This is a genomic window from Sphingomonas sp. Leaf22, assembly GCF_001421715.1.
Taxonomy (GTDB): Bacteria; Pseudomonadota; Alphaproteobacteria; order Sphingomonadales; family Sphingomonadaceae; genus Sphingomonas.
Map to the genome: position 1 here is coordinate 14,208 of NZ_LMKP01000007.1, position 15,615 is coordinate 29,822.

At 68.2% G+C, this 15,615-nt stretch carries 14 protein-coding genes; 6 read left to right on the top strand and 8 right to left on the bottom strand.

Annotated elements, in window-relative coordinates; translation table 11 throughout:
- Positions 1-12: 12 nt before the first annotated feature.
- Positions 13-1,257 carry an MFS transporter gene (locus tag ASE70_RS04850; protein ID WP_162235923.1) on the top strand — a complete coding sequence of 415 codons (1,245 nt, stop codon included), beginning with the start codon at positions 13-15 and terminating at the stop codon, positions 1,255-1,257.
- Here ASE70_RS04850 and ASE70_RS04855 read toward each other — a convergent pair.
- Entirely contained in the window at positions 1,184-2,299 is a 1,116-nt protein-coding gene (locus ASE70_RS04855; RefSeq protein WP_056501991.1) for an ROK family transcriptional regulator, read from the bottom strand. The genes ASE70_RS04850 and ASE70_RS04855 overlap by 74 nt on opposite strands.
- 265 nt (positions 2,300-2,564) lie before the next feature.
- Here ASE70_RS04855 and ASE70_RS04860 point away from each other — a divergent pair, with 265 nt between their 5' ends.
- The 4 genes from ASE70_RS04860 to ASE70_RS04875 all read left to right on the top strand — a co-directional run bounded on the left by ASE70_RS04860 (position 2,565) and on the right by ASE70_RS04875 (position 7,971).
- Complete coding sequence (locus ASE70_RS04860) at positions 2,565-5,294, top strand: TonB-dependent receptor (RefSeq protein WP_056501993.1); 2,730 nt, start codon at positions 2,565-2,567, stop codon at positions 5,292-5,294.
- The gene (locus ASE70_RS04865) at positions 5,291-6,397 is read left to right on the top strand and encodes a hypothetical protein (RefSeq protein WP_056502124.1); all 1,107 of its coding nucleotides are present in this window, start codon (positions 5,291-5,293) and stop codon (positions 6,395-6,397) included. The genes ASE70_RS04860 and ASE70_RS04865 overlap by 4 nt, the downstream gene beginning before the upstream one ends.
- Positions 6,398-6,553: 156 nt before the next feature.
- Entirely contained in the window at positions 6,554-6,682 is a 129-nt protein-coding gene (locus tag ASE70_RS20860; RefSeq protein WP_268795539.1) for a hypothetical protein, read from the top strand.
- Between the two features lie 359 nt (positions 6,683-7,041).
- Positions 7,042-7,971: a DUF808 domain-containing protein gene (locus ASE70_RS04875; protein ID WP_056501997.1), complete on the top strand. Its 930-nt coding sequence runs from the start codon at positions 7,042-7,044 to the stop codon at positions 7,969-7,971.
- A gap of 100 nt (positions 7,972-8,071) precedes the next feature.
- Here ASE70_RS04875 and dacB read toward each other — a convergent pair whose 3' ends face one another.
- The 6 genes from dacB to ASE70_RS04905 all read right to left on the bottom strand — a co-directional run bounded on the left by dacB (position 8,072) and on the right by ASE70_RS04905 (position 14,166).
- Entirely contained in the window at positions 8,072-9,472 is a 1,401-nt protein-coding gene (dacB, locus tag ASE70_RS04880; RefSeq protein ID WP_235519614.1) for a D-alanyl-D-alanine carboxypeptidase/D-alanyl-D-alanine endopeptidase, read from the bottom strand.
- Positions 9,473-9,476: 4 nt separating this feature from the next.
- Positions 9,477-10,796 carry an L-fucose:H+ symporter permease gene (fucP, locus tag ASE70_RS04885; protein ID WP_156355988.1) on the bottom strand — a complete coding sequence of 440 codons (1,320 nt, stop codon included), beginning with the start codon at positions 10,794-10,796 and terminating at the stop codon, positions 9,477-9,479.
- 125 nt (positions 10,797-10,921) lie between these two features.
- A complete protein-coding gene (locus tag ASE70_RS04890) occupies positions 10,922-11,266 on the bottom strand; it encodes an L-rhamnose mutarotase (RefSeq protein WP_056502004.1) in 345 nt (114 codons plus the stop codon).
- A complete protein-coding gene (locus ASE70_RS04895) occupies positions 11,263-11,994 on the bottom strand; it encodes an SDR family oxidoreductase (RefSeq protein ID WP_056502007.1) in 732 nt (243 codons plus the stop codon). Before ASE70_RS04895 ends, ASE70_RS04890 begins: the two co-directional genes overlap by 4 nt.
- The gene (locus tag ASE70_RS04900; protein ID WP_056502010.1) at positions 11,991-13,001 is read right to left on the bottom strand and encodes an aldo/keto reductase; all 1,011 of its coding nucleotides are present in this window, start codon (positions 12,999-13,001) and stop codon (positions 11,991-11,993) included. Before ASE70_RS04900 ends, ASE70_RS04895 begins: the two co-directional genes overlap by 4 nt.
- A 55-nt stretch (positions 13,002-13,056) precedes the next feature.
- Complete coding sequence (locus tag ASE70_RS04905) at positions 13,057-14,166, bottom strand: S-(hydroxymethyl)glutathione dehydrogenase/class III alcohol dehydrogenase (RefSeq protein ID WP_056502013.1); 1,110 nt, start codon at positions 14,164-14,166, stop codon at positions 13,057-13,059.
- An 84-nt stretch (positions 14,167-14,250) separates the two neighbouring features.
- On the opposite strand from ASE70_RS04905, the gene ASE70_RS04910 reads away from it, so the two are divergent.
- A complete protein-coding gene (locus ASE70_RS04910) occupies positions 14,251-14,805 on the top strand; it encodes a septal ring lytic transglycosylase RlpA family protein (protein WP_056502016.1) in 555 nt (184 codons plus the stop codon).
- A gap of 140 nt (positions 14,806-14,945) precedes the next feature.
- Here ASE70_RS04910 and ASE70_RS04915 read toward each other — a convergent pair whose 3' ends face one another.
- Positions 14,946-15,524 carry a hypothetical protein gene (locus ASE70_RS04915; protein ID WP_056502019.1) on the bottom strand — a complete coding sequence of 193 codons (579 nt, stop codon included), beginning with the start codon at positions 15,522-15,524 and terminating at the stop codon, positions 14,946-14,948.
- Between the last annotated feature and the right edge of the window lie 91 nt (positions 15,525-15,615).

Genomic DNA, 15,615 nt, shown 5'->3' on the forward strand with positions numbered 1-15,615 from the left:
TGGGTCGCCACCATGCCCTATCTTCTGGCGCACTTCGCCAAGAGCCAGTTGTGGCACGCCAGCACCTTGCTGTTCGGATTCTTCCTGACCGAGGCGTGCGGCCTGGATGCACGCACCATGGGGTTCGCGATGGCCGGATCGCTGGTCCTCAACGGGGTGCTGGATGGGGTTGTGGGGGGCGTTTCGGATCTGGATGTGCAACGTGCGATCCGGCGTCAGGCGTGGGGCGCGCCGGCGACCTGCCTGTTTTTCCTGCTGTTTTGCGCCACGCCGTTCCTCGATCCCGCGTACCGCGTGGCGTGGGCGATGACGACGCTGTTCGCGTTTCGCGCCACCTATCCCTTCATCGACGTGCCGCAGAACGCGATGGTGGCGCTGATCGCCACCGGGGCGGAGGAGCGGTGCCTGTTGCTGGCCCGGCGCAACATCGGTTCGGGGTTGGCCAGCCTCGCCGTGGTCGTGCTGGCCGCCCCGTTGTTGATCACCGGCCGCAGCCTGACGGCATGGATCGTCTGGGCGGGAGTCGTCGCGCTGCTGGTCTGCGCCACGGCATGGATGGTGCGCGGCCCCGCCGGTCGCCCCGCCGGGCCGGCCACGCCGTTGCAGGAAGCACGCGACACGCCGGTCGCGTTTCGCACGGTGCTGGTCATGCTGGCGGTGATGATGCTCGCCTGCGCCGCGTTCCGCGCGCTCGAACCCTATTACGCCGCCTATGCCGGCGCGGGCATGGGACTGCTGCTCTGGGCAGCGGTCGGCGGCATGGCGAGCCAGCCGCTATGGGTCGCCACCCGACGCCGCTTCGGCGACGGCAGCGTGCTGGTGGTGGCCGCAGCGGCGCTGACGATCGCGGTCGTCGTCCTGCTGGGGCCGTCGCGCGGCGGGCCGGTCGGGGCGGCGGCGATCGGGCTCGGCTTCGGGGTCGGCACCAGCGGCGTGTGGCTGGTCCTGTGGACGGCGACGATGACCCATGCCGCGGCGGGGCGCGCCACCCGCCATGTCGGGGCCTTTACCTGCGTGTCCAAGCTGGCGCAGGCGGCGGCGATGCTGCTGCTGGGGCAGGTGCTGGCGACCTCGCCCTATCGCACGACGCTGGCCGATCCGTGGTCGGCACCGTCGCTGCTGATGGTCGCGGCTCTGGTCGCGATCGCGGGGTCCTGTCTGGGGTTGGCCGCTATCGTCCGCGTCAATCGAACAGCGTGCGATGAAAGATCAGCGACGCCGCGCCCAGCGGGCCGGACAATTCCGGTTCCAGACTAGCGACCGCCGTCACCGTCGCCGGTGCGCGCCGCTCGCGCCGGATCGGCCAGTTGTCCTCGGGCCAGTCGATCGCATCGACGATCCGCCGGGCGAGCGCGCGCGGAAGCCGTCCGCCGAGGATCAGGGCCTCGCAATCGAGCGTGAAGCGGAGCGCGCCGAACAGATAGGAAAAGGACGGCTGGTGGTCGGCCAGCCACGCATCGACCCCCGGCCATGCGGGGTCGAAGCGCGCGACCATGTCGGAGATGCCGTCGCAGCGGACGCCGTGCGCGGCGAGGCATTCCTGCAACGTGACGAGGTTGGGCGTGACGCGGCCGGACGACAGGAACAGTCCGCCGATTTCCCCGGCATTGCCGTGGCGTCCGCGCATCAGCGTTCCGTCCACCACGATGCCCGCGCCGAACCCGGCCGCCACGTTGACGTAGCAGAAACTGGTATAGCGCGCGCCGATGCCGAGCAGCCGTTCGCCCAGCGTCGCCGCATTGGCGATATTTTCCACCACGACCGGCATCGCCAGATGGCGCGCGATCGCGTCGTCGAGATCGACCAGCGCCCATTCTTCGAGTTCCGGTGCCGGATTGACGGTCCCGGGACCGACGAAATAGCCGGCCACCGCGACGCCCATCCCGCGCAGGCGACGCCGGTCGATCCCCGCCCGGGCAAGCTCCTCGGTACCGAAGTGCGCCGCCGCATCGAGGATCGCCACGCGCGGCATGCCGGGCAGCGTCACCTCGCGCCGCGCCCGCACCGTGCCGGCAAGGTCGATCAGGACCGCGTCGGCGCGGTCGGTCATCACCGACAGGCCGATCGCGAACGCTGCATCGGGTTCAATATGGATGGTGGCGCTGGGCTGGCCCCGCCCCGCGGCGACGGCATCGCCGGCACGGACCAGCCCGGCCGTCTCCAGCTCCTCGGTCGCGCGAAAGATCGCGGTGCCCGACAGTCCCGTTTCGCGGATCAGCGCCGATCGCGACACGCTGCCATGCCGCCGCACCGCGAACAGCACCGCGCGTGCGCGATGGGATATCGTTGCCGCCTTCATCGCCCGTCGTTCCTCATCCTGCGCGGCCAGAGCGGTTTTCGACCGTGTCGCAGCACCGTCATCGCCCCGCGAGCGACCGCTACGGGGCGGCCGCTTTCAGGTCCGTGGCCGGCGCTGCTCGCCGATCATGATGCTGTGACATCATCGAAAACGCACCAGCGCGGTAGCGCGGAACAGAAAAATCGCAACATCGGCCACGACTGTCAAATTAATATCATACAGCACGATATATAAAGAGCGGATCAACCGGGGAACATGATTCGCGATGCGTTACGGAACACGATGGACGGCCACCTTACTTGCGGGAACGCTGCTGACGGGAACGTCGGCGCTGGGACAGACGGCGTCGCCGCCGGCCACCGACGCCGCGACACAGGACAATCCGGGCGAAGACATCGTCGTCACCGGTTTCCACGCATCGCAGCGGTCGGCAACGAAGGCGAAGCGCGATTCGGCGGTGATCCTCGACGCGGTGTCGCAGGACGATGTCGGCCGGTTGCCCGACCTGAACATCGTCGAGGCCAGCCGCCGCATCACCGGCGTGTCGGTGGTGGGCGGCGCGGACCCGACCAAGAACCGCGACATCTACCAACGCGCCACGATCCGGGGTCTCGATCCGCGATACAATCTCGTCACGATCGACGGCATTCCGCTCGCCTCGCCCGACTGGGTGTTCCGTGGCGCGCGGCTCGACATGCTGCCCGCCTCGCTGGTGTCGCGGATCGAGGCGATCAAGAGCGTCAGCGCGCCCTATGATCCCCATGCGCTGGGCGGTCAGATCAACATCGTGTCGAAAAGCGCGTTCGACGGGCGCAGCGACCGGTTCCTCGTGATGAACGCCAATGGCGGGTATAACGACACCGCCGGCAAGCTGGTGCGCAGTGGCGGCCCGGCGATCCGTGCGGACGCGACCGGGGCGATGCGCTTCGGTGCCGATCGCGATTTCGGCGTCGTCGCCTCGGTCGAATATCAGCGGCTGCCGTCGACCGCGCGCGCCGAACTGCCCGGCGACACCAACGGCGCTGGCTGGTCCTATTTCACGCCGGCCGGCGCGCGCACGCCGTTCCCCAATCGGTCGACCGGGTTCGCGGTGCCGGTGCGCAACCAGGATTATTTCTTCGAAAACATGCGCACGCGGCTGAGCGGCAACCTGAAGCTCGAATGGCGACCCGACGACGCGACCGAGGTGTCGCTGTTCGGCGGCTATTACCGCGACAAGGATACCGAAACCCGGTATGAGGTGCTGACGACGCCGACCGGCGCGCCGACCGGCGTGACCGCCGAGAGCGGCCGCTTCGCGCTGGGCGATCTGCAACAGGGCCTCACCTTTCAGCCGGTGACGCGCGATACCTGGCTGATCGATGCCAAGGGGCGGCATGATTTCGGCGACGGCTTCGTGCTCGACACCGTCCTGGCGCGCTCGAACGCCCAATATCGCGAGCAGCGCGAGATGATAAAATACGACACCAGTCCGCGCCCCGGCACCACCAGCGTCGGTTTCCTGCCGCAATTCGGCTATGCCTACCGCATCGTCGACGGTCGGCCGCGGCTCACGTTCAATGACGATGCCGCCGGCGCGAACCCCGACAGCTACAAGGCGCTGTATTTTCGCGAGATCGCCCGCGACCTCGACTCCACCGTCGATTTCGCGCGCGTGAACCTCGGCGCGAACGCATCCGCACAGGATCGCGGTTTCGGGATCAATGTCGGTGCGGCGGTGACGCGCACCGACCTGTCCTACGATCAGCGGTACGTCGAATATGTGCCGGGCACCGTCGCCGGCCAGCAGGCGGTCGGCGGGCTGGCACCGATCCTCTACGATCAGCGGCCCGGCACCTATATGACGCCGGGTGTCCCCTATCTGCTGATCGACCGCGCGGCGGCATGGCAGCGGTTCGATCAGAACCGTGCCTCCTTCGTCACCACCGACCAGCGCGGCAACAACGCCGCCGACGATTTCCGCGATCTGGAAACGACGAAGGCCGGCTATGCCCAGGCGTTGTTCCGCGCCGATCGCTTCGACGTGCAGGCGGGTGTCCGCTATGACGCGACGACGCTGGTCATCGACACCAACGCGCCGATCCGCGCCGGCGCGTCAGACTATCAGGCGACGCGCCGCACCACCGACTATGCCTATTGGCTGCCGTCCGCGCTTGCCACCTATCAGCTGGACGACGGGATGCGGCTGCGCGCAGGCGTGTCGAAGACGATCGGCCGCCCGGATTACAGCCAATATGCCGCGCGCACGTCGTTCGGGGTCGGCACCGACGGCACGCTGACGATCAACACCGGCAACCCCGACCTGAAACCGCGCGAGGCGTGGAATTACGACCTGTCCTACGAATGGTATATGGGCGCGGGCATGATTTCAGTCGCGGGGTTCGTGAAGGACATCCGGAACGAGATCTTCACCAGCAGCCAGCAGGGACCGGCCACGCTGTTCCAGGGCATCCGCTACGACCGCGTGTTCGTCAGCACCCCGCGCAACGCCGCCGGCGCGCAGGTGAAGGGGCTGGAGGTCGCCTATGCGATGGACCGGATTCCCGCCGTGCCGGGGCTGGGCTTCAACGCCAACTTTACCCTGCTCGACGGATCCTATCGCCAGCCGGTCAGCGTCGCCGGCATCGCCGCCGGGTTGCCAGCCACGCGCAAGACCAGCGGACTGATCCAGCAGCCGGACTATATCGCCAACCTGACCGTCTTCTACGGCATCGGCCCGGTGGAGCTGCGCGGATCGTACAACCGCATCGGCCGGGCGCTGCAATCGGCCGACGGCGACACGCCGACGCGCGACCTGTATCAGGAACCCCGCCAGCAGGTCGACGTCCAGGCGCGCTATGCGGTCCGCGACGGCATGGAACTGGTCGGGCAGGTGCAGAACGTGACCAATGCGCCGTTCGTCGTCCGGCAGGGCGTCGGCCGCGATTATGTCAATTATTTCTTCCCGGTCGGCCGCATTTTCTGGCTCGGCCTTTCGTGGAAGCCGACGCTGTGAGGGCGTGTGCATGGGTAGCCGCGCTTTGCCTGTCCGCCGCGACGCCAGCGGTTGCGGAGCAGCCCGCCGACACGGTGCAGGTCGTCCTAAAGTTCGTGAAGCGGGGATCGGCCGACGCGCCCGTCGCCCGCTTCGATCCGGCGTCGTGTCGTGCCTGCACCGTCGTCACGACGCCGCTCTACGCCGCGGAAAATGCGCGTGAGACGGTGATCGCGCTGGCGGTGCCGCGCCGCCGCTCGCTGGAACTGCGCTTTACGGGGCCGGCCGACGCCGTGCGCCGGGTCGTGCTGGAGAGTGGCGACGTGCCGTTCGTTCGATCGGGCGGTGCGACGATCGTGCAACTCCCGCCGCTCGCGCACGATGCGATCACCGCGGCGGAGGTCACGACCCATATCGTCGAGCCGGGGATGGTCCTGCGCTTCGAACATGCCGTGCCGCAGCGCCGCGCCGGTGCCTATGCGACCGGGCGCTTTCCGGAAACGGAACGGCGTGCGGCGGACGTGCTCGAATTCGCGCAGCGCGAGGTGATCCGTACGCTCGGTCTCGGCGAAGAGGCCGAACGCCGCGACTTCGGGCGTATCCAGGTGATGGGGTTCGACACCAACGCACCGCACGGCCATGTCGACGCGCCGCCGCATGTCCATATGCACCTGCGCTGGCCGCGCAATACCGGCACGCAGATCGGCCATTATTATCTCGGCCCCGACGGGCTGCTCACCCATAATGGCGTCGGGGTGAAGGGGCTTCCGGGCAACGGCCACCGATATGGCCGGGGCGAAACCTTCACCACCATCGCGCCGGACGGGAGCGACTTCTACTTCCACCGGATCACGCCGGAGGGATGGCTGGAAATCGGTCGCCCCGACGGTCGCGCCTGCCTGATCCGTCCGGCGGGCGTCGGCGGGTTTCAGGACGGCGGACTGATCCGCTGCGGTACCGACGCGCCGCGGGGCGTGCGCGTGACCGACGACCTTGCCCGCGGCGTCATCACCGCCACGACCGGCGATATCGTCGAGACGTTCCGCTACGATCCCGACACCGGCCGGCTCACCTCGCCCGACACGCCGCCGCCGATGACCCCGTCCAATTTCGTGCCCGAATAGCATTGCCCCGGCGTCCTGGTGCCCGTCGCGCGGGTGCCACGCCGCCGGGGCAACCGGTGCCGATGACGGCGTCGCCCGGTTTCGGGAAGGGCACGGCATCGACCTCCCCCCGCGTTCAGCGCCGGCAGATCGGTCTGGCGGGCGATTTCCTGCACGATGCCGATCTTCCGGGCGATGGTCCGCATCGCGCCCGCGGCGCGTTCGACCGCGATGCCGCTCGCATCGCCGACCACGCCGCGTAGCTGCTCGACCATCGACACCATGGCAAAGCCCAGCCTGTCCTGATCCGACAGCGTCTTGCGATCGGCCTGGCCCGTATATGCCGGCCATCCGATCGCTTTGACGGGGCGTAAGATTGGTAACGGCCCTTTCCCGCCACGTTGCGCGGTGCAAAAAGATAGGCGGAAGTACGGCGGGATCGATGGTCCGTCCGGCGGCGGGGCGTTGTCGCTGCGTCACACGGCGTGATCGAATGCGGCATCGCCGCCGGTTCCCATGCGGTGGCGACCGCGCAACGGGCCGGTGCGTTACGGTGCGCAGATCGCCGCCGGGCGGCGGCCCCGGAAATCATTTGCGGTCACGCTTGCCATGGCGTTGCCGCACGGGTGTCGCTACCGGTCGGTTACGGAACAAGGGGATTGTGGATGGCTGGCGGATTGGTGGCACTGCTCGACGACGTCGCGGCGATCGCGAAGCTGGCGGCGGCGTCGCTCGACGATGTGACCGCGGCGGCGAGCCGCGCCGGGGCCAAGGCGGCAGGCGTGGTGATCGACGATGCAGCGGTGACCCCGCGCTATGTCGTCGGCCTCTCGCCCGCGCGCGAACTGCCGATCATCGGCAAGATCGCGCTGGGATCGCTGAAGAACAAGCTGCTGATCCTGCTGCCCGCGGCACTGCTGCTGAAGGTGTTCGCGCCATGGGCGATCACCCCGATCCTAATGGCGGGGGGCGCGTTCCTGTGTTTCGAGGCGGCGGAAAAGATCCTCGCCCCATGGCTCGGCGGACATGCGGAAGCGGAAGCGGCGACCATCGCCGATCCCGCCGAACTGGAACGCATGCAGGTCAGCGGCGCGATCCGCACCGACCTGATCCTGTCGGCGGAAATCATGATCATCGCGCTGAATGAACTGCCCGACATGCCGGTGTGGATGCAGGCGGTGGTGCTGGCGGCGGTCGGCATCGCGATCACGGTCGGCGTGTACGGCGTCGTTGCGCTGATCGTGAAGATGGATGATATCGGCCTTGCCCTCGCCCAGCGCGCCAGCGCCGTCGCGCAGACGGTCGGGCGCGGACTGGTCAAGGCGATGCCGGTGCTGCTGAAGGCGCTGGCGCTGATCGGCACCGCGGCGATGCTGTGGGTCGGCGGGCAGATCATCGTGCACGGGATGGAGGAGTTCGGCTTCGTCGCCCTGCCGCACCTGATCCACGACGTCGCGCATCACGCCGCAGCGGCACTGCCCGCGATCGGCGGCGTCGTGAACTGGATCGTCAACGCCGCGCTGTCGGCGGTGGTCGGCATCGTCATCGGCGCGATCATCGCCGGCGTGCTGCACATGATCCCGCGCAAGCATTGATCGGGAGGGCAGGGGGCATATTGGCTCCCGCCCCCATCCGTTCGGTTCGAGCAGCTTCCAGCCTGCCCGGAAGCGTCCGTCGAGAACGCCGTCCCCCGCGCTACAGACCCGCCGCCGCCGCGTTCAGCGCCGCATCCATCGCCGCCGTCGCCGACGCGCCTTCGGGAATGTCGTTGGCATAGAGCGCGAAGGTCAGCGTCTGCCCGCTCGCCGCGGTCATCGTCCCCGCCAGCGCGGAGGTACCCGACAGCGATCCGGTCTTGGCGCGCAGCCTGCCCGCCAGCGGCGTGTCGCGGAACCGGCGTGCCAGCGTGCCGTCGACGCCCGCGACCGGCAGTGTCTCCAGCCATGCCGCGCCCCATGGTTGCGCCTGTGCCCAGCCGATCAGCGCGACCATCGCCCGCGGGCTGACCCGGTTATAGGTCGACATGCCCGACCCGTCGGACAGATCCCATGCGGTGCGCGGCACGCCGGCCAGCGTCATGATCGCGCCGACGTTCTTCAGCCCGTCGGCGATCGATCCGGTCCCCCGGACCGCGCCGATCCGACGCAGCAGCAGTTCGGCATGCAGGTTCTGGCTGACCTTGTTGGTGAGCGCGATGTCCTCGACCAGCGGTCCGGGCTGCACCTGTGCCAACATCGGCGGGAATGTGCCACGTTCGACGACCGCCCCGTCCTCCGCCGCGACATAGGGCCGGTGGCGAACCACGACCTTGCCGGCCACTCGCACCCCCCTGTCACGTAACACCTTCGCAAACATCCACGCCGCATAGTGCGCGGGGTCGTCGATCCCCACCCGGATGCGCTCGCCGTCCCCCGTGGCGACCGTCCCCGACACCCGCAGCAGGTCGCTGCCCGGCATCCGGTCATAGCCGATGGCGTTGCGCGCGCCGACCGTCACCCGGTTGTCGATCCGGTAATAGTCCGAACCGCCTACCACCGCCCGACCCCCCTCGGCACGGACGGTCAGGACCAGTTCGTTGTCGTCCAGCGACAGCGCGGAAATGCCGGTGCCCGACCGGGTGGCGATGTTGTTCCACCCCATGCCCGGCGACCAACGCTGGTCGGGAAACCGGCTGTCGTCGCCGATCACGTCCCCCACCACCCGCGTGGTCGCCGCCACCGCATCGGCCAGTATGGTCAGGCAGTCGCCGCGACAATCCTCCGCCGACGACAGCCGCGCATCGCCCGCACCCACCAACACCACGTCGCGCCCCTCGATCCGCACGCCCGTCCGGGCATCGTCGGATCCCGTCACCGCCAGATGGGCAAAGGCGGCGATGGTCGTGAAAATCTTGGTATTCGAAGCGGGTACGAAGCGATTGTCGGGATCGATCGCGACGCGCTCGACGCCCGCCGCATCGCGGACGACCAGGCCGAACCGGGTTCCCGCCGGGGCCTGCGCCAGCGCGGCGCGCACCGCCGCCTCGACGCCGGGATCGGGTGCCGCCGCCGTCAACCACAGCGCCGCTCCCGCCATCCCCGCCCGCCGGTATCGCATGTACCTACCCCCCTGAAACGGCGTTTCGACGCATCGCCAACGCGAACGCCAGCACGACCGCGAACGACAGGCAGGGTATTAGCATCGTCGTCTGGATCGACAGGATATCGTGGCTCAGCAATCCCATAGCCGGGGGGAATAGCGCGCCGCCGATGATCGCCATCACGATCAGCGGCGCGCCCAGCGTCGCCTGCGGTCCCAGATCGCGCACCCCCAGCGAGAAGATCGTCGGGAACATGATCGACATGAAGAAGCCGGTCAGCAGCAGCGCCCCGATCGCGACCATGCCCCCGGCCAGCGCCGCGACCAGCGTCAGCACGATGTTCGCCAGCGCAAATCCTGCCAGCAGCCGCGTCGCCGCGACCTTCTGCATCAACAGCGTCCCGACGAGCCGCCCGGCAAGGAACAGCGCGAGGCTGATCGACAGCAGATAGGCGGCCTCGCGCTCGGGCGTCGCCGGGCTCAGCGACTTCACGAAGTCGACGAAGAAGCTCCACACCCCGACCTGTGCCCCGACATAGAAGAATTGCGCGACGACCGCCCAGCGCAGCGTCCGGACACCGATCACCGACCTCAGCCCCGCCAGCGTGCCGCCGCGCGTATCATGGGCGATATCGGGCAGGCGAACCACCGCCACCGCGATCGCGATGAGGATGACGACCCCCGCCAGCACCAGATAGGGCAGCTGCACCATCTGCGCCTCGCTCGCCCGATAGGCTTCGAGCGCGGCGGGGGCCATCGCGTCGAGCGTCGCACGGTCATGCTCGACGCCGGAAAAGATGAACAATGCGCCGATACTGGGGGCGATCGCACCGCCCAAGCCATTGAACGCCTGCGCCAGATTGAGCCGTTGTTCGGCCCGCGCCGGATCGCCGAACGCGACGATATAGGGGTTGGCGGCCGTTTCGAGGAATGCCGCGCCCGCCGCCAGCACGAACAGCGCGGTGAGGAATCCGGCAAATTCGCGGAGTTCCGCCGCCGGGTAGAAGAGCAGCGCGCCGACCGCGTACAGGCCGAGGCCCGCGAGGATACCGGCGCGATAGCCGAAGCGGCGCATGATGATCCCGGCGGGCAGCGCCATCAGGAAATAGCCGAGATAGAAGACGAACTGGATAAAGCCCGCCTCCGCCCGGTTCAGCGCCAGCGCCTTTTGAAACTGGCGGATCAGGATGTCGTTGAAGTTGTTGGCGATCGCCCAGAGGAAGAACAGGCTGACCACCACCGCGAAGCCGACGCCGAACCCCGGTGTGATGAAGCGACGCGCGCCGGGATCGTCGGCGGGACCGGACGGCGGCGGTGGAGCGGTAATGATCGGGATCGGCATGGCTTCCTCTCCGCCCGGTGAAGTCCGGGTCCGTTCTTGTCGTCAGCGCCGACGGTATCGCGAAACGTGCGGTGCCCCGTCGTTGATAGCAGCAGGGCCGGACGGCGACAGGCTCGACCGGTGCGTCATGCGTGGTCGGTCAGGCGGAAGATGCGCGTCATCGGTGTCCAGCGGCTGCCATCGGTGGCGTGCGGCAATGCCCGCTGGAACTGGCCCATCTTCGCTTCCCATGCGACGACGTCGGGATCGGCGAGGTCGGCGGCGGCCTTGGCCGCCGGATCGAACGCGTCGGTGACGGCCGTGGTCATCACCAGCCGGTTGCCGGTGCGGTAGATGTCCATCTGCGTAATCCCGGCCTCGCGGATCGACGCCAGCACGGGCGCGGGCACGTTGCCCGGCCGGTGCCAGTGCTCGTACTCGGCGATGGCGGCGGCGTCGTCGGCGAGGTCGAGGGTCAGGACATGGATCATGCGTTCGACCAGCCGCCATCGATCACATGCGCCACGCCGGTGGTGTAGGACGACGCGTCGGAGGCGAGATACAGCGCCAGTTCGGCGATTTCTTCCGCCCGGCCCAGCCGCCCCATCGGCTGGCGGGCGGTGAAGGAGGCGCGCGCGGCTTCGGCGTCGCCGGTCGCGGCCATGCGTTCCTCCAGCGACGGCGACTGGACGGTGCCGGGGCAGATCGCGTTGCAGCGGATACCCTGTCCGACGAAATCGAGCGCCACCGATTTGGTCAGGCCGATCACCGCCGCCTTCGACGCGGTATAGACGAAGCGGTTGGGTACCGCGATCACATGGCTGGCGACCGACGACATGTTGACGATCGACCCGCCGCCCGCATCGATCATCGCCGGCAACAGGGCGCGGATCAGGCGGTATTGCGCGCGGACGTTCAGGTCGAAGCTGAAGTCCCAGTCGGCCTCTTCGGTGGTCAGGATCGTGCCGGCATGGACGAAGCCCGCACAGTTGAACAGGATATCGACCGCGCCGACCCGACCGGCGAAATCCCGGATCGCCTGCGGATCGAGCAGGTCGACGACGTGCGCCTCGCAGCCGTCGAGCGTCGCGAGCGCGTCGGCATTGATATCGACCGCCAGCACTCGTGCCCCTTCGCGGGCGAACAGTTCGGCGGCGGCGCGACCGATCCCTTGCGCGGCGGCGGTAACGATGGCGGTTTTGCCGGACAGACGGGTCATGCGGTCTCCGAGGAAGGAACGGGGGCGTCGGCGCGGACCAGACCGGCGTCGATCAGATCGTGCCACAGCGCGGGGGGCAGCGACAGGGTGGCGAGCGTCACCGCCTGCGCGACTTCTTGGCGGTCGGCCATGCCCGGGATGACGGTGTCGACCGTCGGATGCGCCATCGCGAATTGCAGCGCCGCCGCCGCCATCGGCACGGCGTGGCGCGCGCAGATCGCGGCGATGGCATCGATCCGGCGGACGATATCGGCGGGCGGCGCTTCGTAGTTATAGCGCGCGTCGCCGCCGGTGCCGGTGGCGAGGATGCCCGAATTATACGGCCCGCCAAGGATCAGGCGGACGCCCATCGCATCGCAGCGGGGCAGCAGCGTGTCGAGCGCGCCCTGTTCGAGCAGCGTGTAGCGGCCGGCGAGCAGGATCGCGTCGAGTTCGACCCGGTCGAGCAAGTCCTCGCACACCGCGATCTCGTTGACGCCGATCCCGATCGCGCCGATCGCGCCCGCGTCGCGCAGGCTCCGCATCGCCGGATAGCCGCCGTCGAGAAAGGTCGCCATGCGTGCGGCGGCATCGGCACCATGGGTCATCGCGCCCAGATCATGCGCCAGCAACAGGTCGATGCGATCGCGCCGCAACCGGCCGCAACTGGCGTCGAACGATCGCAACACGCCGTCGCGCGAATAGTCGAAGGCGCTTTCGACCGGTTCGGGCGACACGAAGCCCTGTCGTTCGGTGCCTAGATCGCGGTCGGACACCGGTCGCAGGACCCGTCCGACCTTGGTCGATACGAAGGCGGTGCCGCCCGGATCGCGCGCCGCCAGCGCATCGCCCACCCGCCGTTCGGACAGGCCGAAGCCGTAATGCGGCGCGGTGTCGAACGCGCGGATGCCGTGATCCCATGCGGCGTCGATCGTCGCCCGGGCGGCATCCTCGCCGACCGGCCGATATAGATTGCCGATCGCCGCCCCGCCGAAGCCGAGCCTGGCGGGACGCTGCCCTGCGGTCATCGCGTGTCCTCTCTCCGCTTATATTCGCGAAGAAATTTCACCTGTCAAAACCAAATCAATATACGACGACCGAGCGGATGCTTTCCCCGGCATGCATCAGCTCGAAGCCCTTGTTGATCTCGTCGAGCGACAGGACATGGGTAATCATCGGGTCGATCTCGATCTTGCCGTTCATGTACCAGTCGACGATCTTCGGCACGTCGGTCCGGCCCTTCGCGCCGCCGAATGCGGTGCCGCGCCAGTTGCGCCCCGTCACCAGCTGGAACGGACGGGTGGCGATCTCCTTGCCCGCTTCGGCGACGCCGATGATGATGCTGGTGCCCCAGCCGCGATGGCACGCCTCCAGCGCCTGTCGCATCACCTGCGTGTTGCCGGTGCAGTCGAACGTATAGTCCGCGCCGCCATCGGTCAGCGCGACGAGATGCTGGACCAGATCGCCGTCGACGTCCTTCGGGTTGACGAAATGGGTCATACCGAAGCGGCGGCCCCATTCCTCGCGCGCCGGATTGATGTCGACGCCGACGATCATGTTCGCGCCGGCCATCCGCGCGCCCTGCAACACGTTCAGGCCGATGCCGCCCAGACCGAAGACGATGATGTTGTCGCCCGGCGCGACCTTGGCAGTGTTGACCACCGCGCCGACGCCGGTGGTGACGCCGCAGCCGACATAGCAGCTGGTCTGGAACGGCGCGTCCTCGCGGATCTTCGCCACCGCGATCTCGGGCAGGACGGTGAAGTTCGAGAAGGTGGAGCAGCCCATATAATGGTAGATCGGCTGGCCCTTATAGCTGAAGCGGGTCGTGCCGTCGGGCATCAGCCCTTTCCCTTGCGTCGCGCGGATCGCGGTGCACAGGTTGGTCTTGCCCGACAGGCACGACTTACACTGGCGGCATTCGGGGGTGTAGAGCGGGATGACATGGTCGCCGACCGCGACGCTGGTCACGCCCGCGCCGACCTCACGCACGATCCCCGCGCCCTCATGACCAAGCACCGACGGGAAGATCCCCTCGCTGTCGAGGCCGTCGAGCGTATAGGCATCGGTATGGCAGATGCCGGTCGCCATGATCTCGATCAGCACTTCGCCGGCCTTGGGCCCTTCGAGGTCGAGTTCGACGATTTCGAGCGGGCGCTTGGCTTCGAACGCGACGGCGGCACGGGTCTTCATGGGGCGTCTCCTTGGGGTGCCGTGGGACTAGCGGGCGCGGACGGGGGTCGGCAAGGGGGCGGTGGTGCGCTAGGGACCATCGTCATGCTTGCACGCTCGCTCCTGCCCTGTGCCGCCCTGTTGCTCTCGGCCTGTGCCGGTGGCGGGTACCGGCCGGTCAGCGATGCGGTGGTCAAGGTCGGGCGGCCCTATCAAGTGCGCGGCGTCACCTATGCGCCCGCCGTCGATCCGGCATATGACATGCTGGGGCTGGCGAGCTGGTATGGCAGCGAATCGGGCGGGCGCACCGCCAATGGCGAGCGGTTCCGGCCCGGCTGGGTCACCGCCGCGCACACCACGCTGCCGCTGCCGAGCTATGTCGAGGTGACCGCACTCGACAGCGGGCGGCGGGTGCTGGTGCGGGTCAATGATCGCGGACCGTTCACCGGGCGCGGGCGCATCCTCGATCTGTCACGCGGCGCGGCGGAGGCGCTGGGCGCGCGCGGGGCCGGCGTGGTGCCGGTGCGGGTGCGGGTGGTGGTGCCCGACGAGCGCGACCGCGCGCGGCTGCGCAAGGGCAAAGGCGCGCGCGAACTGCCGCCGGTGGATGAGCGGACGCGGGCGAATTTGCGAGCGCAGTTGCGCGCGAGCGGGCTGTAGCGCCGGGCCAAAGGTCACAAAGGTCACACTTGCGCGCGTTTTGCGGCGGTGTCGCTTTTGGGGGTGTCGGCAGGGTCAAGGAGCGCGGGTCTGGTGGACCCGGCGCGATGTTGACTGGACGCGATGAAGTAGGAAAGCGGCTATTTTGCCGCTGCCCGTTCGGCCTGCATTTCGGCAAGTTCCTGATCCTGCTCGGCGAGGTCCGGTACGTTGAGCGCAGTGCGCAGGCTGTCCGGCACGAGTTGGCGGTCATAGGGGTCGCGAGTGAGCGGCATATTGTCTGCCTGTCGCCACTGCGTGCCGTAAATCTGTTTCTGGCCGATAGTTTGCAGATAACGGTCGAGCGTGGCGGCGGCGATCCAACTGGCCCGTGCCTTGCCCCGCGCGACCGACGCGATCGCCAGCGAATGGGCGAGGAGATAGTCTTCGGGCTTGTCACCATGTTGGAAGACGAACGCAGCGGCGTAATAGTCGTCGGCGGTCGTGAGCTTGCCTTGGTCGAGCAGGACGCGTGTGCGGGCACGCCGGACATCGTCGGCGGCGTTCATTCTTTCGATGAAAGCCATGTCGTTATACTGTTCGGGTTTGACGTTCTGTCGAACGGCCTGATCCTCGGCGAACAGCTTCGCCATCTCGGCATTGCCGTGGAGCGGAGCGGTCTGCGCGAGCGCGGGGGTGGCGAGGAACAGGGCGGACAGGGCGATCGTCAGGTGGCGCATGGAGCCTCGCTTGGATGGGAGGCGGCCAAGGTGTCGCAGGATCGGGCCGGCGTACAGTGGATACGAAAAGGGCGGCCTCCTTGCGGGGCCG